Annotated in this window: 22 protein-coding genes; 6 read left to right on the plus strand and 16 right to left on the minus strand. The window is 70.0% G+C overall.

Going from position 1 to position 23,090, the window contains the following annotated elements; genetic code table 11:
• Positions 1-16: 16 nt before the first annotated feature.
• Entirely contained in the window at positions 17-1,054 is a 1,038-nt protein-coding gene (locus tag U9J66_RS21385; RefSeq protein WP_442789865.1) for an ABC transporter substrate-binding protein, read from the minus strand.
• 672 nt (positions 1,055-1,726) lie between these two features.
• Here U9J66_RS21385 and U9J66_RS21390 point away from each other — a divergent pair.
• Both U9J66_RS21390 and U9J66_RS21395 read left to right on the plus strand, forming a co-directional pair.
• Positions 1,727-4,387 (plus strand): S8 family serine peptidase, encoded by a 2,661-nt coding sequence (locus U9J66_RS21390; protein WP_326338492.1) that lies wholly within the window; start codon positions 1,727-1,729, stop codon positions 4,385-4,387.
• A 142-nt stretch (positions 4,388-4,529) separates the two neighbouring features.
• Positions 4,530-4,883 carry a ribosomal protein L7/L12 gene (locus U9J66_RS21395; protein ID WP_017535500.1) on the plus strand — a complete coding sequence of 118 codons (354 nt, stop codon included), beginning with the start codon at positions 4,530-4,532 and terminating at the stop codon, positions 4,881-4,883.
• Between the two features lie 7 nt (positions 4,884-4,890).
• On the opposite strand, the gene U9J66_RS21400 is transcribed toward U9J66_RS21395, so the two are convergent.
• From U9J66_RS21400 to recG, 12 genes are all read right to left on the minus strand, one after another.
• A complete protein-coding gene (locus U9J66_RS21400) occupies positions 4,891-5,277 on the minus strand; it encodes a hypothetical protein (RefSeq protein ID WP_014908723.1) in 387 nt (128 codons plus the stop codon).
• Between the two features lie 130 nt (positions 5,278-5,407).
• Positions 5,408-8,956 (minus strand): chromosome segregation protein SMC, encoded by a 3,549-nt coding sequence (smc, locus tag U9J66_RS21405; RefSeq protein WP_326338493.1) that lies wholly within the window; start codon positions 8,954-8,956, stop codon positions 5,408-5,410.
• 427 nt (positions 8,957-9,383) lie between these two features.
• Entirely contained in the window at positions 9,384-9,575 is a 192-nt protein-coding gene (locus U9J66_RS21410) for a hypothetical protein (RefSeq protein WP_014910437.1), read from the minus strand.
• Between the two features lie 402 nt (positions 9,576-9,977).
• The gene (locus U9J66_RS21415) at positions 9,978-10,265 is read right to left on the minus strand and encodes an acylphosphatase (RefSeq protein WP_014913201.1); all 288 of its coding nucleotides are present in this window, start codon (positions 10,263-10,265) and stop codon (positions 9,978-9,980) included.
• A gap of 213 nt (positions 10,266-10,478) precedes the next feature.
• Positions 10,479-11,069: a DUF1349 domain-containing protein gene (locus tag U9J66_RS21420; RefSeq protein ID WP_326338494.1), complete on the minus strand. Its 591-nt coding sequence runs from the start codon at positions 11,067-11,069 to the stop codon at positions 10,479-10,481.
• Positions 11,066-11,926: a bifunctional DNA-formamidopyrimidine glycosylase/DNA-(apurinic or apyrimidinic site) lyase gene (mutM, locus tag U9J66_RS21425; protein WP_326338496.1), complete on the minus strand. Its 861-nt coding sequence runs from the start codon at positions 11,924-11,926 to the stop codon at positions 11,066-11,068. The genes U9J66_RS21420 and mutM overlap by 4 nt, the downstream gene beginning before the upstream one ends.
• Positions 11,927-11,929: 3 nt before the next feature.
• Complete coding sequence (gene rnc / locus U9J66_RS21430; protein ID WP_014913219.1) at positions 11,930-12,733, minus strand: ribonuclease III; 804 nt, start codon at positions 12,731-12,733, stop codon at positions 11,930-11,932.
• Between the two features lie 353 nt (positions 12,734-13,086).
• A complete protein-coding gene (rpmF, locus tag U9J66_RS21435; RefSeq protein WP_013151268.1) occupies positions 13,087-13,263 on the minus strand; it encodes a 50S ribosomal protein L32 in 177 nt (58 codons plus the stop codon).
• Between the two features lie 130 nt (positions 13,264-13,393).
• Positions 13,394-13,942 carry a YceD family protein gene (locus U9J66_RS21440; RefSeq protein ID WP_161111317.1) on the minus strand — a complete coding sequence of 183 codons (549 nt, stop codon included), beginning with the start codon at positions 13,940-13,942 and terminating at the stop codon, positions 13,394-13,396.
• Between the two features lie 309 nt (positions 13,943-14,251).
• A complete protein-coding gene (coaD, locus tag U9J66_RS21445) occupies positions 14,252-14,725 on the minus strand; it encodes a pantetheine-phosphate adenylyltransferase (RefSeq protein WP_014911546.1) in 474 nt (157 codons plus the stop codon).
• A 199-nt stretch (positions 14,726-14,924) separates the two neighbouring features.
• The gene (rsmD, locus tag U9J66_RS21450; RefSeq protein WP_161111316.1) at positions 14,925-15,491 is read right to left on the minus strand and encodes a 16S rRNA (guanine(966)-N(2))-methyltransferase RsmD; all 567 of its coding nucleotides are present in this window, start codon (positions 15,489-15,491) and stop codon (positions 14,925-14,927) included.
• Between the two features lie 74 nt (positions 15,492-15,565).
• Complete coding sequence (gene recG, locus U9J66_RS21455) at positions 15,566-17,785, minus strand: ATP-dependent DNA helicase RecG (RefSeq protein ID WP_326338498.1); 2,220 nt, start codon at positions 17,783-17,785, stop codon at positions 15,566-15,568.
• 425 nt (positions 17,786-18,210) lie between these two features.
• Here recG and rpmB point away from each other — a divergent pair, with 425 nt between their 5' ends.
• Positions 18,211-18,396: a 50S ribosomal protein L28 gene (rpmB, locus tag U9J66_RS21460; RefSeq protein ID WP_013151263.1), complete on the plus strand. Its 186-nt coding sequence runs from the start codon at positions 18,211-18,213 to the stop codon at positions 18,394-18,396.
• 108 nt (positions 18,397-18,504) lie between these two features.
• Here the strand turns inward: rpmB and U9J66_RS21465 are convergent, their stop codons facing one another.
• Entirely contained in the window at positions 18,505-19,155 is a 651-nt protein-coding gene (locus U9J66_RS21465) for a cellulose binding domain-containing protein (RefSeq protein WP_014909995.1), read from the minus strand.
• Between the two features lie 177 nt (positions 19,156-19,332).
• On the minus strand, positions 19,333-20,325 hold the full coding sequence (locus tag U9J66_RS21470) for a thiamine-phosphate kinase (protein WP_085994778.1): 993 nt from the start codon (positions 20,323-20,325) through the stop codon (positions 19,333-19,335).
• A gap of 159 nt (positions 20,326-20,484) precedes the next feature.
• On the opposite strand from U9J66_RS21470, the gene U9J66_RS21475 reads away from it, so the two are divergent.
• Both U9J66_RS21475 and U9J66_RS21480 read left to right on the plus strand, forming a co-directional pair.
• Positions 20,485-20,718 (plus strand): Lrp/AsnC family transcriptional regulator, encoded by a 234-nt coding sequence (locus U9J66_RS21475; protein WP_014911356.1) that lies wholly within the window; start codon positions 20,485-20,487, stop codon positions 20,716-20,718.
• Between the two features lie 32 nt (positions 20,719-20,750).
• Positions 20,751-21,209: a DUF3515 domain-containing protein gene (locus tag U9J66_RS21480; protein WP_014909726.1), complete on the plus strand. Its 459-nt coding sequence runs from the start codon at positions 20,751-20,753 to the stop codon at positions 21,207-21,209.
• 81 nt (positions 21,210-21,290) lie between these two features.
• On the opposite strand, the gene U9J66_RS21485 is transcribed toward U9J66_RS21480, so the two are convergent.
• Positions 21,291-22,073 carry a DUF3105 domain-containing protein gene (locus U9J66_RS21485; RefSeq protein WP_017535489.1) on the minus strand — a complete coding sequence of 261 codons (783 nt, stop codon included), beginning with the start codon at positions 22,071-22,073 and terminating at the stop codon, positions 21,291-21,293.
• 90 nt (positions 22,074-22,163) lie between these two features.
• Here U9J66_RS21485 and U9J66_RS21490 point away from each other — a divergent pair, with 90 nt between their 5' ends.
• Complete coding sequence (locus tag U9J66_RS21490; RefSeq protein WP_161111313.1) at positions 22,164-22,874, plus strand: DUF305 domain-containing protein; 711 nt, start codon at positions 22,164-22,166, stop codon at positions 22,872-22,874.
• Positions 22,875-23,090: the final 216 nt, after the last annotated feature.

Here is a 23,090-nt window from a genome sequence, read left to right on the forward strand (position 1 = left end):
GCCGTTCCGTTCGGTCCTACCGACCGGCGCTCTCCTTGACGGCCTCGCCGACCTCGTCGGCGAAGTCGACGACGCGCGGTCCCCAACGGGAGGAGGTGTCGGGGTCGAGCAGATGGACGGCGTCGTTCTCGACGGCGGCGACGGTGTCGAAGGCCGGGCGGTCGGCGACGGCCTCCACCGCGGCCTCGTCCCCGTAGGAGAGGAAGATCAGGTCCGGGTTCTCCTCGACCACGAACTCCGCGGAGAGCTGCGGGTAGTCGCCGCTCTCCTCGTCGGCGGCCCGATCGGCGATGTTCACCAGACCGAAGGCGGAGTAGACCTGCCCCACGAAGGTGGCGGAGGTCGCGGAGAAGAGGGTGTCGTCGAGCTCCTGGTAGAAGGTGAGCTCGGTGTCGCCCAGCTCGGCGCAGACGGACTCGACGATGCCGTTGAACTCGCTCTCGACCCGGTCGGCCTCGGCGTCGGCCTCCTCGGTGTTACCGGTGACCTCGCCGAGTACGCGGATCTGGGCGTAGACGTCCTCCATGTCGGTGGCGCCGCCCAGTACGAGGGAGGGGATGCCGACCGCGTCGAGCTGGTCCACCGAGTCCACGGCGCTGTCGGCGAGGACGACCAGGTCGGGGTCGTACTCGCTGATGGCCTCGACGCTGGGGGTGAAACCGCTGAGTTCGGTGGTGGGGGCCTCCGGCGGGAAGTCGGAGTACTCGTCGGCGGCCTCGACCAGGTCGCCCGCGCCGATGGCGAAGAGCGTCTCGGTGTTGCTCGGTGAGAGCGAGACGATGCGCTCGGGGGCCTCTTCCAGGGTGACCTCGCCGACGGCGTCGGTGACGGTCACGGGGAAGGTCCCGTCGCCGATGGGGGCGCGGTCGGCGGAGGCCTCGGGGACGCCGCACTCCGCGGACGCGGTGTCGGTCGTGGTCTCCTCTGCGCCCTCGGGCTCGGAGTCGCCGGTGCCGCAGGCGGTCAGGGCGAGCGTGGCGCCCAGGAAGGCGGCGGGCAGGGCGAGGCGGGACGCGTGTCTGTGACGGGGACGGTGGTCCCGGTCACCCCACACGGCGGCGAGGGCGGGATGGGACGGGCGGGAGATCCGCACGGTGCTCCTTCGATGGACCGGGGAGGAGCACGGCCCAGGCGGGGACGGCCGGTCCTTCCCACGAGGACTGGAACGTCGGCGTCGAAGAGGCGACCTGGCTCATCCCCGCCTGGGCGGGGCTTCACAGTTGCGGGACAGCGCCGGGTTGGCGGCCGGATGCGGCCGTGTACCGGACTTCGCTCGTTCGACACCGGTCGTGCCGTTCGGAGCGGCACAACCCCTCTACTGTACTCGGCGGTCGTTCGCGGCGAACATGGCGATCACACCCGCTTTGACCTGCGTGTCCTTCGACCTCGGCCGGGGTTTCCAATGAAACGGTCGTCCTTCCGGCCTACTTTTCGGTCGAGCACGTTCTTATTACTTGTCCAAGAAAGAGCGATCAGTCCGTTTTATTAATAGTTGTTACAGCAGGGGAAACATAGTCCACTTCGACCCGCCATGTAGCCATATTGAGTCTTAATGAACATTGACACCCCACATCGCACACGGCAATGATCACGTTGCCATGCGCGCCGACCATCCGATTCCCCGGACACCCCTCGGCGTATCCCCCCGTGTGTGCGTCTCCATGCCCGGCGGGCCGCCGTTCCCCCACTGTCCTGAGGCGCGCACGAGAAGGGATGTGTTGACAAGGTGGTACCCCACCGCTCACGCCTGGCCTCCCTCGCCGGGTTGACACTCATGGCCGGACTGGTCGTGGCCACGCCCGCGAGCGCCGACGAGGAGGCCGGGCTCGCCCCCCTGTACCCGGCCCCCACCGCGGAGAACGGCGAACTCGCCCACCAGGTCCAGGACCTGTGGTTCATCGAACTGGAGAGCCCGCCCACCTCCGAGGGCACCTCCGCGGCCCGCGTCGAGAACGAGCACACCGAATTCCGCGCCGAGGCGGAGGAACAAGGACTCGAATACACCGAGCGCCTCTCCTTCGACGAACTGTGGAACGGTCTCTCCGTCGAAATGGACGACACCCAGGTGAGCGCCGCCCGGGAGATCTCCGGTGTGGCCGCCATCCACCCCGTGGTGCGCTACGAGATCCCCGACCTGGACGACAGCGCTCCCGAGATGGACACCGCGCTGGGCATGACCGGCGCCGACATCGTCCAGAGCGAACTCGGCATCACCGGCGAAGGCCTGCGCGTGGCCATCATGGACACCGGGGTCGACTACACCCACCCGGACCTCGGCGGCCCCGGTGAGTTCCCCACCGAGCGCGTGGTGGCCGGCCACGACTTCGTCGGCGACGACTACAACGCCGGGAACCCGAACGCCGACACCCCCGCCCCCGACGACGACCCGCAGGACTGCAACGGCCACGGCACCCACGTCGCCGGCATCGTCGGCGCCGAGGGGAAGGTCACCGGTGTGGCCCCCGACGTCGTCTTCGGCGCCTACAAGGTCTTCGGCTGCACCGGCTCCACCTCCGCCGACATCATGATCGCCGCCATGGAACAGGCTCTGGCCGACGACATGGACGTGCTCAACATGAGCGTCGGCTCGGCGCACTCCTGGCCGCAGTACCCGACCGCCATCGCCTCCGACAACCTCGTCGACGAGGGCATGGTCGTGGTCGCCTCCATCGGCAACGAGGGGGCCAGTGGCCTGTACTCGGCCGGAGCCCCCGGGCTGGGCGCCGACGTCATCGGGGTCGCCGCCTACGACAACACCCACATCCGCGCCTCCGCCGCCGAGGTCACCCAGAGCGGTGAGACCGTCGCCTACATGGAGATGGGGGACGCGCCCCTGCCGCCCACCTCGGGCGAGAGCGACGAACTCGTCCACATCGGCCGAGGCTGTCTGGCCGCGGGCGACGAACTCGAAGGCGACCCCGCCGGCAAGACCGCGCTGATGGTGCGGGGCGAATGCACCTTCACCGAGAAGTACGACGCCGCCGTCGACGCCGGCGCCACCGGTGTCGTGGTCTACAACAACCTGCCCGGCATGTTCGCCGGCGGCGGCATCGTCGACCGGGGCGCCTTCTCCATCGGCGTCACCGACGAGATCGGCGCGCACCTCCTCGAACTCCTGGAGGCCGGCGACCCCGTCACCCTCACCTGGACCGGCGAAGAGGCGACCATCCCCAACCCGACCGGCGGCCTCATCAGCAGCTTCAGCTCCTACGGCCTGGCCGCCGACCTGGACCTGAAGCCGGACATCGGCGCCCCGGGCGGTCTGATCAACTCCACCTACCCCATGAACCGGGGCGGGTACGCCACCGTCAGCGGCACCTCGATGTCCGCTCCGCACGTCGCCGGCGGCGTCGCCCTCCTCCTGGAGGCGCGCCCCGACCTGGAGGCGCACCAGGTGCGCGACGTCCTCCAGAACTCGGCCGACCCGAAACGCTGGTGGGGGAACCCCGACCTCGACGCCCTGGACAACGTGCACCGTCAGGGCGCGGGCATGCTCGACGTCCCCGGGGCCGTCCTGGCCACCACGTCGCTCTCCCCCGGCAAGCTCGCCCTGGGCGCCACCGAGGGGCCGGTGACCGAGACCGTCACCATCACCAACGACGGCGACGCCGAGACCACCTATGAGATCTCGCACGCGCCCGCCCTGGGCACCCACGGCGACACCTTCGAGCCGCGGTTCAACGACTCCTACGCCGAGGCCTCCTTCGACTCGACCGAGGTCACCGTGGCGGCCGGCGCCTCCGCCTCCGTCGAGGTGACCTTCACCCCGCCGGCCGACGAACTCCACCAGATGATCTACGGCGGCTACGTCGAGGTCACCGAGGTCGACGGTGAGCAGGAGACCTACCGCGTCCCCTACGCCGCCTACAACGGCGACTACCAGGCGATCGAGGCGATGACCCCGATCACCGACGGGGACGGCGTCACCCACGACCTGCCGTGGCTGACCAGGATGACCGACTGCGCGGTCCTCTCCGGGCTGGACTGCTCCGGCGACGGAGGCTCCTACGAGAACCGTGCCGACGGCGAGACCTACACCCTGGGCGTGGTCGACGGTCTGCCCGACGTCCCGTACGTGATCGCGCACTTCGACCACCACGTCACCAAGCTGGAGATGACCGTCGTCGACGAACGCACCGGCCGTCCGGTCCACCCGGACCGCAACGTGGCGGTGTCGGTCGACTACGTCAACCGCAGCGCGAACGGCACGGCCTTCTTCGCCTACCCCTGGGACGGCACCGTGACGGACCGGCACGGTCGCGTGACCGATGTCCGTGACGGCTCCTACCGGCTGGAGGCCCGGGCCCTGAAGGCGCTCGGCGACCCGGAGAACCCGGACCACTGGGAGACCTGGACCTCCCCGGTCATCACCATCGACCGAGGCTGATCCACCCACGCACGACGCGGGGCCGGCCCCCTCTCCGGAGGCCGGCCCCCTTCGTTCGTCGTGGGGGTGGGACGAGGCGGGCGTACACTGCGAGACCTGGACGCGACCGCCGTCTCCCCACCTCGAAGGGACACATCGACCCATGGCCGGATTCCTCAGCCGACTCTTCGGCCCCGAACCCGAACCCGTCCGGGCGGAGCTCGACCGCGCAGGGTACGAGGAGGTCCTGGGTCTCCTGCGGAGCGGCCACAAGATCCACGCCATCAAGCGGATCCGAGAGCTCACCGGGCTGGGACTGGCCGAGGCCAAGAACCTCTCCGAGGCCATCGAGGCGGGACGATGGGCGCCCGCCCCCGCGCCGGGACGGAGCCTCGCCGACCGCGTCCGGGAACTGCTGTCCCAGGACCGTATCGCCGACTCGGTCGCGCTGGTCGCGAAGGAGACCGGGATGACCGAGGACGAGGCCTCCCGCTTCATCGGCTCCCTCGACCGCTAGGGGCCGGCTAGGGCTCGTCGCCCCGGGTGGAACGCAGACGCGCCGCCCCGTACCCGAGCAGGGCGGTCGAGGGCAGGGCGATCGCCATGGACAGGCCCGCGCGACGGACCTTGCGTTCGGCGCAGGAGGCGTCCACCCACTCCTGTCGGAGCAGCTGTTCGAGATCCTCGCCCCGATCCCGGTGGTCGTCCCACAGGGACGGGCCCACCCACACGATCGGGGTGCAACGCACCCTGCCCTCCTCACCGGGCGGGGGTTGGGCCCCGTACGAGGTGCCGAGCAGGACGCACACCGTGAACACACCGGACCCACCGGTGGCCAGGCAGGCACGCACCGCGCCGGGATAGTGGCGCATGCGTCGTCTGGCCCACAGGGCCAGGGGGATGAAGAACACGGCTGCCGTTTCATGAAGGGGATCGGGGCATCCGCAAGGCTAGAGCCCCCCGCCCGTCAGGATCAGCCTCCGAGCGCCCCGCCCTCGGTGAGTTCGGCCACGCGCCGTTTCCCCGATACCCCTCGGCGATCTACGAAGCGGGGCGTTCGAGCTTCTGGCTGATCACCTGGGAGATGCCGTCACCCTGCATCGTCACGCCGTACAGGGCGTCCGCCGCCTCCATCGTGCGCTTCTGGTGGGTGATCACGATGAGCTGGGACGAGGCCCGCAACTCCTCGAAGATCACCAGCAGACGCTGGAGGTTGGTGTCGTCCAGGGCCGCCTCGACCTCGTCCATGACGTAGAACGGCGAGGGCCGCGCCTTGAAGATCGCCGCGAGGAAGGCCACCGCCGTCAACGAGCGCTCGCCACCGGACAGCAGTGACAGCCGCTTGACCTTCTTGCCCGGGGGCCGGGCCTCGACCTCGATACCGGTGGTCAGCATGTCCTCGGGGGTGGTCAGCACCAGCTTCCCCTCGCCACCGGGGAACAGACGGCCGAAGATCGCCGCGAACTCGCGTTCCACGTCCAGGTAGGCGGAGGAGAAGACCTCCTGCACCCGGGCGTCGACCTCGGCGACGATGTCCATCAGGTCGCGTCGGGTCTTCTTCAGGTCCTCCAACTGGGCGTTGAGGAAGGCGTGCCGTTCCTCCAGAGCGGCGAACTCCTCCAACGCCAGGGGGTTGATCTTGCCCAACTGGTTGAGCTGACGTTCGGCGGTCTTGAGCCGCTTGGCCTGCACCTCGCGCACGTACGGTAGCGGGACCGCGTCCTCGCCCGCGTCCACCGGCGGCGGCACCGGGACGCGGGGGCCGTACTCGGCGATGAGGGTGGGCACGTCCACGCCCAGCTCCTCCAAGGCCTTGGTCTCCAGTTGTTCCAGGCGCAGCCTGCGCTCCGCCCGGGCCATCTCGCCACTGTGCGCGGAACTGGTGAGCTTCTCCAGTTCGACGGAGAGTTCGCGTACTCGGGCGCGCACGGTCTTCAGCTCGCCGTCCCGGGCCTCGCGTTCGGCCTCGGCGGCGGAGCGCTCGGTCTCGGCGGCGGCCAGGGAGAGCGCGATCCGCTCCAAGGCGAGACCGGCGCTCTCCGCGACGGCCCGGGCGACGGTGGCCTGGGCCGCGCGCCGACGACGACGTTCGGCCTCACGCTCCACGGCCCGACGTTCCTCGGCAGCCTGGGCCCGCAGCGCCTCGGCCCGGCCCGCCATCGAACGCGCGCGCTCCTCGGCGGTGCGCACCGCCAGCCGACGTTCCATCTCGGTGGCGCGGGCCTGTTCCGCCAGAGCCGACAGTTCCTCACGGTGGTCGGCGTCGGGAGCCTCCTCCTCGACGGCCGCGGCGATCTCCTCCGCCTCGGCCAGCTCCTCCTCCAACCGCTCCAGCCGCTCGCCGTCCTCGCCGCGCGCGGCGGCGGCCTTGACGGCGGCGGCCGCGTAGCGCTCGGACTCGGCCTCCGCCGAGCGGGCCTGACCGGCGAGCTTGCCCAGGCGCTGGGCCGCCTGATTGCGCGCGCGGTCGCTCTGACGGCGCCGGGCGGTGAGCTCCTCGGCGGCGGTGGCGACCTCGGCCCGTTCCCGGCGGGCGGTCTCCAGCTCGGCCGCCACCCGCTTGGCGTTCTCGGTGGCGGCCTCCAGCCGTTCGGCGGCCTCGTCCACCGCGGCCTGGACCTCCAGCAGGCTGGGCGCGGCGGCGGTTCCGCCGTGGACCATCTCGGTGGCGAACACGTCGCCCTCGGGGGTGACGGCTCGTACGCCCGGCAGGGCCTCGACCAGTTCGAGCGCGCTCCGGGTGTCCGGGACCAGGGCCACCCGGTCCAACAGGGCGGCGACGGCGTCGGCCAGGTGCTCGGGGGCCTGGACCGCGTCGGCGGCGTAACGCACTCCCGAGGGCACCTCCGGCCAGGAGGCACGGTCGAGCGAGGGGACCGCCCGGGCCACCACGATGCCGGCCCGGCCCGCGTCCTCGGACTTGAGGAGTTCCAGGGCGGCCATGGCGCTGTCGTGGTCTCGAACGGCCACGGCTCCGGCGGCCACCCCGAAGGCGGCCGCGACGGCGGTCTCGTGTCCGGAGTCGACCTGGACGAGGGCGGCCAGACCGCCGAGCATGCCGGGCAGCCCCGCTTCCAGGAGCGTGCCGGCACCGTCCTTGTGCGCCAGCCCCAGTTCCAGGGCCTCCTTACGGGCCGCCAGGGCGGCGCGCTCGCCCTCGGCGGCGCGTTCCTCTCCGCGGAGACGGTCGAGTTCGACGTCGGCGGCGGACAGACGTCGTGCGTACAGCTCCTGGGTCTGGTCGAGTTCGGCGTCGCCCTCATCGAGACCGGCGGCCTCCTCGGCGGCCATCTCGTACTCGGTCTGGGCGGTGCTCGCGCGTTCGGCGGCCTGGCGGGCCGACTCCTCCAGCCGGGTGATCTCGGTCTCGTGGGAGGCCACGCGTCCGCGCAGACTCTCCACCCTCGCGGCGAGCCGGACGATGCCCTCTCGGCGTTCGGCGGCGGCCCTCGAGGCCGCCTCCAGGCGCCGCTCCTCACGGCGCAGGGCGTCCTCGGCGGCGGCACGCTCGGTGACACCGGTCTCCAGGATCTCGCGGGCCTCCTCCAGCCCCGCCTGGAGCTCCTCCTCCTGGGCGGCGACCTCCTCGGCCTCCATCTCCAGTTCCTCGGGATCCCGGCGGCGGATGATCTCGCCCTGCACGGCGACGAGGTTCTGGTGCCGTTCGGTGGCCAGGCCGCGTACGGCGTCCAGGCGTTCGGTGAGGCGGGAGAGCGCGTGGTAGGTGTCGCCGGCCCTGGCCAGCGCGGGCGCGGCCGCGGTGGCCTGCGCCTCCAGCTCGGCCTCGCGCCCTTGGGCCTGTTCGAGGGCGGCCTCGGCGGCCCCGCGCCGCTGGAGGACCTCCTTCTCGTCGGCCTCCTCCTTGGCGAGCTGTTCGGTGAGGGTGACGATGTCGTCGGCGAGCAGCCGCAGGCGGGCGTCGCGCAGGTCGGCCTGGATGACGGCGGCCTTACGGGCCAGTTCGGCCTGGCGGCCCAGGGGTTTGAGCTGACGACGCAGCTCGGCGGTCAGGTCGGTGACCCGGTCGAGGTTGCCCTGCATCGCGTTGAGCTTGCGGATCGCCCGCTCTTTGCGCTTGCGGTGCTTGAGGATGCCCGCGGCCTCCTCGATGAGGGCGCGACGCTCTTCGGGACCCGCGTGCAGGACGGTGTCCAACTGGCCCTGACCGACGATGACGTGCATCTCCCGGCCGATGCCGGAGTCGCTGAGCAGGTCCTGGATGTCCAACAGACGGCAGGTGTCGCCGTTGATCGCGTACTCGGAGCCGCCGTTGCGGAACATCGTCCGCTTGATGGTGACCTCGGTGTAGTCGATCGGCAGGGCGCCGTCGGTGTTGTCGATGGTGAGACTGACCTCGGCGCGGCCCAACGCCTGGCGGGTGGAGGTGCCCGCGAAGATCACGTCCTCCATCTTGCCGCCGCGCAGGGACTTGGCGCCCTGTTCGCCCATCACCCAGGACAGGGCGTCGACGACGTTGGACTTGCCCGAGCCGTTGGGCCCCACCACACAGGTGATGCCGGGCTCGAAACGAAGGGTGGTGGCCGACGCGAACGACTTGAAGCCGCGCAACGTCAGATTCTTCAGGTACACCAGCACCTCCCACGACGGTCACCGTTGTCGCCACGGGTGGTCACCACGAGGCCGACAACAAGGGTGCCACGAAGCGGGGCCCGAAGAGGGAGGTTGGGCACTTCACCCTGGATGAACTGCGCCACCGTCGTCGCGCGAAGGGCGGGTGAACGGGGGGCCGATGACAGGGAGAGGATCCGGCGGACACGGAGGGTTGTCCTCAAGTCCGCCGGGTACAACGGTAAAAGAAGCCGCAAAGAAAGGGAAAGGGCGGCGGATGAACGGATGATCGACGGCACCACCGCGGGTGGAGGCCGTTATGAGACCGACCGATGCCGGTCGACGATCCGGCCAGGGACGCCTGTGCTGCGGTAGGCGTCCCCGTCAGTGGATCGGTGCGTCTCGTTCGGACCGTCGATCTCGTGGACGGTGAACGGAGCGACGCGGGTCAGGCGAGCGCGGGCTCGCGGTCGGTCGCACTGGTGGCGACGTCGGTGACGGCCATGCTGAGCTGGTCGTTCTGTGCCTGAAGACGGCTGATCTCGTCCTCGAGGTCGCGTACCCGCTTCTGAAGCCGTCGCATCTCCGAGACCATTCGAGGGTCGGAGCCGCCGACGTGGCCGAACAGAGCCTTCGCCATGATGTGGGTCCTCCACACTGAGTGACCAGTGGTGATGCGCACGTAGGACGTTCCCGTGGCCTACTCGGTCGATCGCCGATCTCACGGGTGGAAGGTGCGCGGTATGCCTTCCAGAGTCTCACCCTGCGCGCCGCTGGTCAAGATTGGATTACAACGGTCCGTAACTTCCACACCCCGTACAGAGATGATCAGGGCATGTGGCCGGGCACGGTCCGAATGTGATCCACCCCGGTTCTACGGGCCCCTCCGACGGAACCGCTCCCCCTCGCCGGCCGCGTACTCGCGTGCCGATCGGAGAACGGGGTCGGGTGGTCGGCCCTCGGGTGGTCCGTGGGCCATCGCGACCTCCCGGTCGCGCCGCTCCACGGCGCTTACTCGAACCGCGTTACCCTTCCAGCATACTCACCGTTCGACGAAACCGTCGAAGGAACCCCCCGCCTCGCCCCAACGTTCGACCACGGAATCCACACGACCGGGTGTTCCGTCACCCTTGAGCCGGTCCAGAAGCCGTTCGCAGGCGCTCTTCGGCCCCTCCGCGACGACCTCGACCCGACCGTCGTCCAGGTTCGTGGCGGCCCCCGTCAGACCCAGTTCGAGCGCGCGAGACCGCGTCCACCAGCGAAAACCCACTCCCTGAACGCGTCCGCGCACCCACGCGTTCATGCGGACCGGACGGTCCTCTTCCCCCATGACCCGGGCACTCCCTTACTTCGTGGGGACACTTTCCTCACCGACACGCCCGATTCTCTCGGCACGCTCCCACGGACCTCATGGACATGGCCCGAGCGCCTTCCGACAGATCGGATGACCGAGTCTCCCACGCCTCCCGGCCGTGACGGGTCGGGGCGGGCTCCCCCATCGAAGGCCGGACGGTCATACGCCGCCGGCGTTCTTCGCGCCGTCTCAGTGCAGAGCCGCGTCCGCCGGGGTGGTCCGCCAGGCATGGAAGGGGACGGTGAGCCCCGCACGGGTCGGCGCGCAGATCAGCGGACCGGCGTACGCGACCAGGTCGGGCGCGAAGGGGATCAGCCGGACGAGCCGCGGCGCGCCTCCGTCGACGGAGGCGCGGACGGTGAGCGCGTCCCCGGAGCGGCTGACCCGGATCAGGACTCGGCGGTCGAGCCAGTCCGGCACCGGAGCGACCGACCAGTCCGACACGCCATCGGTGACGACCGCCCCGAGTTGGGGCACACCGTCCGCGAACTCGACCCCGGCCTTGATCCAGTGGGTGTCGCCGGCCTTGATGAACACACCGGCCTGATCGAACTGCTCGGAGAAGGCGGCGGTGAACTCGACCTCGACGGCGCTGTCCCGGGCGAACGGAGAGAGGAGCGCGTGCTCACTCGCGTGGACGAACCCGTAGGAGGTGGTGCGCCAGGCGTCGCTGCCCTCGGCGGCCGTCACGAGCAGCTCCGAGCCGCGTTCCACGGCCGCGACGGGCGGGTTCGTCCAGCGGCCATTCGACCAGGCCAGGACCTTCGTGGACGCGGTCATGAAGGGCGGACCCCTCGGGGCGCCTTCTGGCAGGTCGGGCAGCTGAACGACGAGCGGTTCATGAACGCCTCGCGCACGATGGGGGTCCCACAACGGCCGCACGGCCGGTCACGGCGCCCGTACGCGTTCAGCCCGCGCTCGAAGTAGCCGCTCTCCCCGTTGACGTTGACGTAGAGACCGTCGAAGGTGGTGCCGCCCACCTCCAGAGCCTCGGACATCACGTCGGTCACGTGTCCCAGCAGTTCCAACGCCGCCGCGGTGTCCAGCCCCCGCGTGGACCGGGCCCAGTGCAGACGCGAACGCCATAGCGCCTCGTCCGCGTAGATGTTGCCCACACCACTGATCAGCGACTGATCCAACAGGGCGCGCTTGACCTCGGTCCGCTTGGCCCGCAGGGCCCGGACGAACACCTCCGGGACGAACTCCGGATCCAGCGGGTCCAGGGCGATGTGGTCCACCGAGGCGGGCACCTCGACCCGTTCGCCCGGTTCGTCCACCAACAGGTGACCGAAGGTGCGCTGGTCGACGAAGCGCAACTCGTTGCCGTCGGCCAACGGAAGCCGCACCCGCAGGTGCTTCTCGTCCGGTTTGCCCTGCGGCTGCACCAGCATCTGGCCGCTCATGCCCAGATGGGTCAGGAGCATCTCGCCGCTGTCCAGCACCAACCACATGTACTTGCCGCGGCGACGCACGGCCGTGGGGGTACGCCCCTCCAGACGTCCGGCGAAATCCGCGGGACCGGCCACGTGTCGGCGGATCGAACGCGGGTGCAGCACCTCGACGTCACCGATCCGACGGCCCACCGCGTGGTCGACGAGACCACGCCGTACGACCTCGACCTCGGGCAGTTCCGGCATCGCTCAGCCCTGCCCGCCGCCGGAGCGGCCCTTGGAACGGCCGCTCTGCGTCTTGCCGGAGCCCTGGCCCTTCTGGGGCCGGTCTCCGCCCTGCGCGGCGCTCTGCTCGGAGCGGGCGCGGATGGCCTTCCAGGCGGACTCGGCGGCCTGCTGCTCGGCCTCCTTCTTACTGCGCCCCTCCCCCAGGCCATAGCTCTCCCCCGCGACCCGGACGGTGGCACGGAAGGTCTTCTGGTGGTCGGGGCCGCTCTCGTCCACGTGGTATTCGGGCACACCGAGCATCTCGGCGGCGGTGAGCTCCTGGAGGGAGGTCTTCCAGTCCAGCCCCGCGCCCAGCCCGGAGGCGGTGGCGATCAGCGGGTCGAAGAGGCGGTGCACGAACTCCGAGGCCACGTCCAGGCCGCGGTCCAGGTAGACCGCGCCGATGATGGCCTCCAGGGTGTCGGCGAGGATCGAGGACTTGTCGCGTCCCCCGGTGCCCTCCTCGCCCCGCCCCAGACGGATGTAGGCGCCGATGCCCAGACCGCGCGCGACGTCGGCGAGCGCGCGCATGTTCACCACGGCGGCGCGCAGCTTGGCCAACTGCCCCTCGGGCAGGTCGGGGTGCTTGCGGAAGAGCGTGTCGGTGACCACCAGGCCGAGCACCGAGTCCCCCAGGAACTCCAGACGCTCGTTGGTCGGCAGCCCGCCCTTCTCGTAGGCGTAGGAGCGGTGGGTCAGGGCACGGAGCAGGATCTTGGGGTCCACCTCGACCCCGATCGCCTCGTGGAACGACCGGGCCTCGGAGACGGAGAGTTGGCTTGCCACGCGAGTTCGCTTCCTGTCGGGCGCGCCGGGCGCGCGGAACGGAGCGGCTTCCCCGGACCGACAGGACGCTCGAAAACGAGGTGATCGTCGCGGGAGCGTGCGCTCCCCCGGCGGCCACCACGAACTCGGGAGTCCCGACGGGACCGGAATCACCGGTGTCGAGGTGTTACGGAAGGGTGTCTTCCCCGACTCTGACAGATCACTCTACAAAGCCCGGGCGACGAAAGGACGTTCGGCGCGGTCACACCCTGAACAGCACGGCGGGGCGGCACCCTCATGGGTTCCGCCCCGTCGTGCGTTCGTCGAAGACCGGGATCGGGCGACAGGGCCCGGAGCCGGACAACCCGACGACCTTAAGCCGGGTTCGTGACCTGGCGGTTGTTGTAGGTGCCGCAGGTCGGGCACGCGATGTGGGGCTGCTTCGGGTCACGGCAGCGCGGGCAGTTGACCAGCACCGGGCGCGACGCCTTCCACTGGGAACGGCGGGTCCGGGTGTTGCTCCGCGACATCTTCCGCTTCGGGACGGCCACTTCAATCCTCCTGGGTCACCCCCGCGCGGTCGCGGGAGGTCGCTTATCTGGTCACCCCGCGCGCTGTGGCGGGGAGGGTGTGCTCCGGTCGGTCGGGCCCTGAGGCACCGCGGGCGACCGGTTCACGAGCTCATTTCCGGCCGGGGTCGTCCGCGATGGAGCGGAGCGCCTCCCAGCGCGGGTCGACGCCGTCGCCGTGCCCGTGGTCGGGGCCGGCCTCGGCGAGTTTGACACCACACTCGGAACACAGGCCGGGACAGTCCGGTTCGCACAGGGGCGAGAGCGGGAGCGCGAGCACGACGGCGTCTCGGACCACCGGTTCGAGGTCGAGCAGATCGCCCTCTAGATAGTAGTCCTCATCCTCGTCGTCCGCGTCCTCCTCACCGGCCGAGGCGGTACCGTCCTCGTCGTCGGCGTAGCGGTACAGCTCCTGGAAGCCCGCCTCCAGCTCCTCGGACAGGGGTTCGAGACAGCGAGAGCACTCGGCCGTGAGGCGTCCGGTGACGGTCCCGGTGACCAGGACCCCCTCCATGACGGCCTCCAGTCGCAGGTCGAGCTCGATCTCCTGGCCTTCGGGCACGCTCGCCATCGCCGTCGTGAACGCCTCGGGGAGGGTCACGATACGACTGACGGTCCGCATCGACCCCGGCTGGCGACCCAGCTGGCGGGTGTCGACCACGTACGGGTCGCGGGCATCTAGACGAGACAGGGTGATCGCGCTTTCAGGAGAGGTTCCGGGGGCCGGGCACGAGCTCGCCGACGCCGAGGCGTCGGTCGGTCACGGTGGTGCTGACCGGCCTGAGCGCACGCCGAAGACCGGCGACGCCCATGATCGAACCACGATTCTACCTACCATGTCCCGACCACCCAAATCGTGCTGTGCTCGCCTTGGTCCACGGGCGGCTCGACTCGTCCTGTAGAACACTCCCGGCCCCCGAACCGTGCTCGTTCCGGTCCTCCGCTCCGCTTCGGACCGTGTTCGAGCGGTTCAGGCGTACTTCTCGCGAAGGCGCTCCTGGACGTAGGGGGTGACCAGGCTGGAGACGTCGCCCCGGTGCAGGGCCAGCTCTCGGACGAGGCTGGAGGAGAGGAACGAGTACTGCGGGTTCGCGGTCATGAACATGGTCTCGACCCCGGAGAGGCGGTAGTTCATCTGGGCGATCTGGAGCTCGTAGTCGAAGTCGCTCACGGACCTCAGGCTGCGCACGATGGTCTCGATGCCGTTCTCGCGGCAGAAGTCGACGAGGAGTCCGTCGAACTCGCTGACGCTCACGTTGTCGAACTCGGAGGTGCTCTCACGGAGCATGTCGAGTTTCTCGGGGACGGTGAACAGGCCCCGCTTGTTGACGTTGTTGAGCACGGCGGTGACGACCTCGTCGTACTGCTTGGCGGCTCGACCGATGATGTCGATGTGACCGTAGGTCACCGGGTCGAAGGAACCCGGACAGACGGCTCGGCGCACGATGGATCGCCCCTCTCCAGAACTGCTCACGACTCTCACGGTCGTCGGGGTTCCTCACCCGACCCCCGATTCGGACAACACTCACATCATGCCCGCAATCACCCAGGGTGGGTTCGAAGAACGTCATCCCCACGACCTTCCATGGATCGTGTGAACCTTCCCGTGCGATAAGCCGGAAAACGTGACGTGTGCCCGCTTTCTACCCGGTTGCCCTCGCGTACCAGAGGATCGCCTCGCCGTACTTCCGGCTGCGATCGAGCTCGATCCCCTTCGGCCAGGCGGGTTCCGGACCGCGTTTGGAACGCTCGACCACGACCACCGTGTCCGTCGTGGTCCAGCCGTGGGCGACCAGGTCCGACAGGATCGAGCCGACCTCCTCGTCGGTGACCGCGTAGGGCGGGTCGGCGACGACCAGGTCGTAGGGGTCACCGGTGTTGTCCCGGGCCAGGACCCGCTCCACCCGGTCGGCGACCAGGCGCGCTCCGGGCATGCGCAGGGCGGCGATGTTGTCGCGGACCACCTGGGCGGCTTTGCGATCGGCCTCCACCAGCAGGGCGTGCGCGGCGCCGCGGGAGAGGGCCTCCAGACCGATCGCCCCCGATCCCGCGTACAGGTCCATCACCCGGACCCCGTCGAGGGAGCCCAGGTCGGATTGGACCGAGGAGAACAACGCCTCCCGGGCGCGGTCACTGGTGGGCCTGGTGGTGCGGCCGTCGGGGGCGGTGATCCGTCGGCCACCCGCCGCCCCTGCGATGATGCGGGTCATGGCCACCACGGTAGTGGGGTCTTCGGCCGCCCCTCCCCGCGCCGCCCGGTGGATCGACGACGCGGGGAGACCGATCAGGTCTTGTCGAGGTACTCGGCCCGCTCCTCGGGGAGCAGGGCCGCCAGCGCCTCCGCCAAGGGCGGATACGCCTTCAGGTCGGGGTCCTCCGCCACGTGGCGGGTGGCCTCCTCCCGGGCCTGGCCGATGAGTTCCTCGTCATAGGCCAGGGTGAGCATCCGCAGGCTGGAGCGGTTCCCGGACTGGGCGTCGCCGAGCACGTCGCCCTCGCGCCGCATCTCCAGGTCGGCGCGGGAGAGCTCGAATCCGTCCGTGGTGGAGGCCACCGCGGCCAGGCGTTCCCGGGCCGGGGTGCCCTCCTCGGAGTCGGTGACCAGCAGGCACAGCCCCGGAAGCCGACCACGGCCCACCCGTCCGCGGAGCTGGTGGAGCTGGGAGATCCCGAAGCGGTCGGCGTCCATGATCGCCATGACGGTGGCGTTGGGGACGTCCACGCCCACCTCGATGACGGTGGTGGAGACGACGACGTCGGTCTCCCCCGCGTTGAGGCGGCGCATGACCGCGTCCTTGTCGTCGGGCGCCATCCGGCCGTGCAGGGCCTCCAGGCGCACATCGGCCAACGGCCCCTCCTTCAGCCGGGCCAGGACGTCGAGGACGGCCAACGGCGGCCGGGCCCCCTGGACTTCCTCCTCCTTCGGGGCGTCCACCTCGTCTCCGGTCTCTCCCCCGCCGGAGCCGTCGGGTCCGTCGCCGATCCGGGGGCAGACCACGAACGCCTGGTGTCCTCGACCGACCTCCTCGCGGATCCGTTCCCAGGCCCGGGCCAGGTAGTGGGGTTTCTCACCGGCGGGGACCACGTGCGTGGACACCGGGGACCGTCCCTGGGGCAGCTGGGTCAGCGCCACCACGTCCAGGTCTCCGTAGACGGTCATCGCGACCGTGCGCGGGATGGGTGTGGCGGTCATGACCAGGACGTGGGGTCGACCATCGGTGGCCTTCTCCCGCAGGGCGTCGCGCTGTTCCACCCCGAAGCGGTGCTGTTCGTCGACCACGACCAGGCCCAGATCGGCGAAGGAGACGTGCTCCTGGAGGAGGGCGTGGGTGCCCACCACGATCCCCGCGGCCCCCGACGCGGCGTCCAGCAGGGCCTCCCTGCGGGAGGCGGCGTTCATCGAACCGGTCAGCAGGGCCACGCGTGTGGCGTTCTCCGCTCCGTCGATCTGCCCGGCCCTGGCCAGGTCCCCGAGCATGGCGCCGATCGAGCGGTGGTGCTGCTGGGCGAGGACCTCGGTGGGGGCGAGCATGACGGCCTGGCCACCGGAGTCGACCACCCGCAGCATGGCGCGCAGGGCCACGAGGGTCTTGCCCGCGCCCACGTCCCCTTGGAGGAGGCAGTGCATGGGGTGGGTGGCGTCCAGCCGTTCGGCCAATCGATCGCCGACCTCGCGCTGACCGTCGGTGAGGGTGAAGGGCAGCCGTGCGTCGAAGGCGTCGAGGATGCCGCCCTCCGCTCCCGGTCGGGGTCGGGCGGGCAGGTCCTCGGATTCACGGCGGCGTCGGGCCAGGGCCAGTTGGAGGACGAACGCCTCGTCCCACTTCAACCTGCGCCGGGCCGGGCGCAGTTGATCCATGTCCCGGGGCCGATGGATACGGGTCAGGGCCTCGTGCACGCCCAGAAGTCCCCGGTCCTCGCGCAGCCGGGGCGGGAGCGGGTCGGGTATGTCCACCGCGTAGTCGAGGGCGACCCCGATGGAGCGGGCGATGGTGGCCGAGTCCAGCCCCTTCACCGCGGGGTAGACCGGGATGACCTCGTCGGCGTAGGCGCGGGCGGCCTCCCCTTCCGAGCCGTCCTCGTCGAGCAGGACGTACTCGGGATGGTCGAGCTGTCGGCGTCCCTTGAAGGTCGAGACCCGACCGGAGAACATCGCCAGTCGTCCCGGAACCAGGGCGTTCTGGTGGTAGGAGCCGCGGTTGAAGAAGGTCAGGTGCAGGCGGCCGGTGCCGTCGGTGACGGTGGCCTCCATCATGTCCATGCGGCGGCGTCCCTGCCGGGCCGGAACGGTCTTCCTGCGGGCGTCGAGGACCTTGGCCTGCACGGTGACGTCCTCGCCCTCGCGTAGCAGCGCGAGGTCGGTGAGGTCGCCACGGCGGTCGTAGCGGCGCGGGTAGTAGCGCAGCAGGTCCCCGAGGGTGCGCAGGTCGAGTTTGTCGGCCAGGGCCTTGGCCGTCCTGCCGCCGAGCGGTCCCTTGCGCAGCGGCTCGTCCCAGGTGCTCACTGTCGTCCCCGTCCTGGACTGGTACGTCGATCCAACGCCACGTTAGACCTCCGGTGAGACGCGCCGGTCCCGCCGCACGAAGGCGGATCGGAGCGCCGTCGGCCCCGGATCGATCGGGGTGCTCTCCGGCGAGCCACACGTCCACTGCTCAGGAACGGTATACTCGGCAGAGTTCATCGCGTTTTCGCCATGCCCGTGTGGCTGATCTCGATGCTTCGGTGAGGTGCGCAAGGCTTCGGCCGCACCATGCCCCACCGTTGCGCGAACGGATACCGTCCAGTGGTCCGATTCCACCTTCGGACATGTCCGTCGTGTACTCTTCCGAGGTTGGCGTTCTCGCCGACCTGTCCGCCCGACCTCTCCCGGTCGGATGAACCTTCGCGTGCGGCGACGTGCGCGATCCCGAGCGCTTGAATGGAGTTACCGTGGCTTCCGTCTGCGACGTCTGCGGCAAGGGACCAGGGTTCGGTAACAGTGTTTCCCACTCGCACCGTCGCACCCGCCGCCGCTGGAACCCCAACATCCAGACCGTTCGCACCCGCGTGGGCGGCACGCCCAAGCGTGTGAACGCGTGCACCTCGTGCATCAAGGCCGGCAAGGTGACCCGCTAGGTCTCCCGCCCCTTTTCGAGATTGTGGGAAAGGCCCTCCGACTTCGGTCGGGGGGCCTTTTCCGTGTGCGCGTCCGGTGGCCGGCGCCTCCGGGCCTCTCGGAGCGGTTCAGAGTCGGCACACGTGGCCGTTGAGCGAACAGCGGGTCGGGCTCTGGGCGGAACCGATGGCCTCGAAGGTGAGCGAGACCGAGTCTCCCGGGGCCAATCCGGCGTCGGGTCCGGAGCGGCGGGCCAGGATCCCGTCCTCCATCGGTTCCCAGTCCGCGCCGTCGACGTGGGTGATCTGGACACTGTCGAAGGCCAGGGCCAGTTCCCAGCCGTCGAGGGAGCTCCTGGAGGTGTTGGTGACGATGACGTGTCCGGTGAAACCGAGTTCCGAGGACTCCAGTACCTGGTAGACGACCGTGGTCGGTTCGGTCCCGGCCTGGGTCCGGGGCCCCTCCCGGTCCTGTCGCCCGGCGGGGTCGCTCTCCTCGGGCCCGGGTGAGACCTCGTCGTGGTCGCTCCCGTCGCGGGGCCCGGTCTCCTCGGTCGCGCCGGGGGCCCCGCCGAACTGAAGGTAGATCTGAGTGGTGCTGTAGCCGAAGAGGAGCAGGCCCAGGATCACGCCGGAGACGATGAGGACGTTGAGGAGTCGGGGAGGTTCGACCCGTTTGGGGACCGTGCTCTCGAGGAAGCCGCCGATCCGCCGCAGGGCACCGGCGTTCTCCGGTTCGCTGCGGTGGGCTCCGCGGCGGGGGCCGTACCGCTTAGCCATGCCGCCTCATAGACCGCCTCTCGACGCTGCTCCGTCTTCCTACCTCGACCGTGATCGGAATGGTCCCGGTGGATCGGCCCGGTGCCGCTCGATGGGCCGATCGGCCGCCCTTGGGGCGACGCCGGCCGCGATGGCAAAGCCTAGCGCGATCGGTAAACGGGACAAATCCAAAAGGGATCACCCTCGACGGAAATGATCCCACCCTCCACCGTCCATCACGGTTCCGTCCACGGTGACACGTACGTCACCGCTTCGCGCCCCTTCCGGGAGAGAACGTGTGGCCCCCACCCTGCGCCAGTGATCGGGGAGTTCGACCTCGGAGGGGAAGACCGCGGCCAGCGCGTGGTCCTCTCCTCCCGAGAGCATGAGACGGCGGGCGGCGTCCAGAGCCTTCCCTTCGGGGGCACCGAGTACACGGACGGCTTCGAGGAGCGCCGGCTCGGGGGAGAACGCCTCCGATTCCAGGTCGATGGCCACCCCGCTCGAAGCGGCGATGTGCCCCAGGTCCTGGAGGAGCCCGTCGCTGACGTCGAGCATGGCCGTGGCTCCGAGTCGGGCCGCCTCCGGGCCGGCGGTGTAGGGGGGCGAGGGCCTACGGTGCTCGTCCAGACACTCACCGGGCCCCTCCAGCCCTTGATCGAGCAGGGCCAGTCCGGCGGCGGAGAGCCCCAGATGCCCGGTGTAGGCGACGATCTCGCCCGGTCCCGCGCCGTCCCTCCGCACCGGGGAACGCCCCTCCAGGTCGCCCAGCGCGGTGACGGCGATGGTCAGCACGTCCGACCCCACCATGTCCCCGCCGACGACGGCCCCGCCGGCGAGCGCGCACTCGTCCCGGGCGCCGGCGGTGAACTCCTCGGCCCACACCACGGGAAGGTCGGGCGGGGCGGCGAAACCGATGAGCATCCCGGTCGGGCGCGCGCCCATCGCCATGATGTCGGCGTAGTTCTGCGCCACGGCACGGTGTCCGACGTCACGCGCGGTCGACCATTCCCGTTTGAAGTGGCGCCCCTCGACCAGCAGGTCCGTACTGGCGACGGTGCGCCCGTCGGGAGAGGCCACGACGGCGGCATCGTCACCCGGTCCGAGGATTACATCGGCCGTCCTGGGGAATTGGCTCGTCACGCGTGTGATCAGAGCGAACTCACCAAGGCCCTCAATGGTGGTCATCACGCAGATCAGGGTACGGTGACGCTCCGGCACGGTGGTCCGGACCCCGCGATCGGGTACCGAGTCCGGACCCCGCGTTCGTCCTCCGTCGTCCTCTGCTGTGCCCGACCCGGACGGCGTCCGCTCTCGGCTCACACACGGCACAGCGCGAAGGAGTAGAACATGGTGCAGGCGTACATTCTGGTCCAGACCGAGGTCGAGCGGTCCGGAGAGGTCACCGAGCGTATCCGCGGGATCGAAGGGGTCGAGAAGGCGAGTGACGTCACGGGTCCCTACGATGTGATCGTTCAGGCCGAGGCCGAGGACATCGACGCCCTGGGCGCTCTCGTGGTGGCCCGAATCCAGCGGCTCGACGGTATCGCGCGTACTCTGACCTGTCCCATCATCAACATCTGAGTGTCGATCGCGTCGACGGAGCGAGGTTGCTTGTGCTGAAACGGTACTTCGGGGTGGCATGTGTCGTCGCCCTGCTGACGGCGGGCTGTGGCCAGACCGTGCAGATGCAGCCCTTCGAAGCCGAACCGAACACGGCCGAGCCCTGCGCCGCCCTGGTCGCCGACCTTCCCGACACCCTTCTCGGCGCCGACCGCGCCACCCTCCAGCCCGAGTCCGAGGTCATGGCGGCCTGGGGGGACCCGCCCATCGGTCTGCGTTGCGGCGTTCCCCGCCCCTCCGGTCTGGAGATGGACTCGGTCCTCATGGAGGTGGGCGACGTGGCCTGGCTGCCGCAGCCGGAGGACGCCCCCACGGTGTTCACCGCCGTCCAGCGGGAGGCCTACGTGGAGCTGAGCGTCCCGAGCTCCTACGGCGCGCCCGCGGCCGCGCTGTCCGAGGTGAGCGAGCTGATCGCCGAGCATCTGGACGAGCGCGCCGACAGCGGGGTCTGACCCCGGACACGCGCACGGGGGCGGGGAACGGCGGATCGTTCCCCGCCCCCGTTCCGTCCGGCGGGTTCGGGGCCGGTATCGCTACTCGTCCTCCGCGGACCCGTCGTCCTCGGTCGCCTCGTCCTCCTTGGCGGCCTCGCCGTCGGTGTCCTCGTTGTCGGGGTCGGAACCCTGGTCGTCGTTCTCCGCGCCTTCGAGGGCCTCGGGGTTCTCGGCCTGTTCGGCGAGCTGGGCCTCGAAGTCGGCCTGGGTCTCCTGGACCGATCCGGAGCAGGCCGCGCCCGGTTCGGGGACGTCGGTACCGCGCTCGTAGAGCTGCACGAAGCGGAGGAGGTTCTCGTCGTCGGGGGCGTCGACGGAGATCTGTCTGCCCCAACTGGAGGCGACGATCGGGGCGTCCATGTCACCCTCGTAGGGGGTCACCAGAAGGTAGTCGCCCGGGTTGTAGAAGCCTTCCAGAGCCGTCACCTTCTCCTCGGGCAGCTCCGGGTCGTAATTGATCCATACGGCACCGTGTTCCAGGGAGTGGACGCCGAACTCGGGCGTGATCGGGTCGGTGTAGACGCCGCAGTTCTGCCAGTAGGGCCAGTGCTGTCCGCCCACCGGAGGGGACTGTTCGTAGTCCACCTTCTCGCCGACGTCCACATGGCTGAAGTCACCGACCTCGTACTCGGCGACGCCTTCGATGTTGCGGCTCTTCAACTCCATGAAGATCGCGGTACCCAGGAGGCCCAGTACAGCGGCCCCCGCTACGCTGGCACCGGCGATCTTGAGGGCTTTGTTACGGCGGTCCTTCTTCCGCTGCGCCTCACGCAGCGCGGCCGCTCGGGCGCGACGCTCCTCCGCCTTCGATTTCTTGGCCACTGAGTCTCCTGGGATACATGTGGTCGAACAGGACTTTACCTATCCTCTACTTTGTCACCAGAGTGGGGCGATTTGACCGGGGTGAATCGAATGGACCGAGTAACCGGATCGGCGTCCGGGGATACCCGCGACGACGACAACGCCGTACACGATGACGAATCGGACCTGCCCGAGGGTTTCTCCCCGAAGCGGGAGTCGCCCGCCGGGCCACGTTCCGTTCCGCTCTGGACGGCCGTGGTCCTCGTGGTTCTGGCGCTGGCCGGCGGTTTTCTGGTGGGACGTCCCTCACACCCGCTGGACACCGGCCCCGACGCCGGCTTCCTGCGGGACATGAGCGCCCACCACGCTCAGGCGGTGGACATGTCGATGATCATCCTCGACAAGACCGACGATCCCGAGCTGCACACCGTGGCGATGGACATGGCCCGGACCCAGCAGGCCCAGATCGGGATGATGCAGGGATGGCTGGCCGCGTGGGGACTCAACTCCCGGGCGTCGGAGCCTCCGATGACCTGGATGGAGGGCCACGACCACGGCGGCGGTGAGGGCGAGGTGCCCGACACCATGCCGGGTCTGGCCACCAGCGAACAACTCGTCGCCCTCCAGGAGTCGGAGGGCGAGGAGGCCGAGGTGATGTTCCTCGACCTGATGATCGCCCACCACCTGGGCGGGATCGAGATGGCCGAGGCCGAGGTGGACCTGGGCAACGAGGATCTGGTCGTGAACCTCGCCCAGGGCATGGTCGACGCCCAGACTTCCGAGGTGGAGAACATGGAACGGATGCTGGAGACGCGCGGCTGACGGATGTGGTCGAGACCACCGACGGTCGATCCCGGTCTCGCCGCTTCTCTCTCCGCACCCCTCCTCACCTGTGACGACGCCTCACCGACGCAGGACGGACACACGGCGGCGCGCCCCCCGCCCCCCGGGGGGCGCCCCCCCGGGCCGGGCCCCCGCCCCCCCCCCGGGGCCGGGGGGGCCCCGGTGAAAATGGGGGGGCCCCCATTCAACCCCACC

Source organism: Nocardiopsis sp. LDBS1602, from assembly GCF_035818715.1.
GTDB classification, from domain to species: domain Bacteria; phylum Actinomycetota; class Actinomycetes; order Streptosporangiales; family Streptosporangiaceae; genus Nocardiopsis; species Nocardiopsis alba.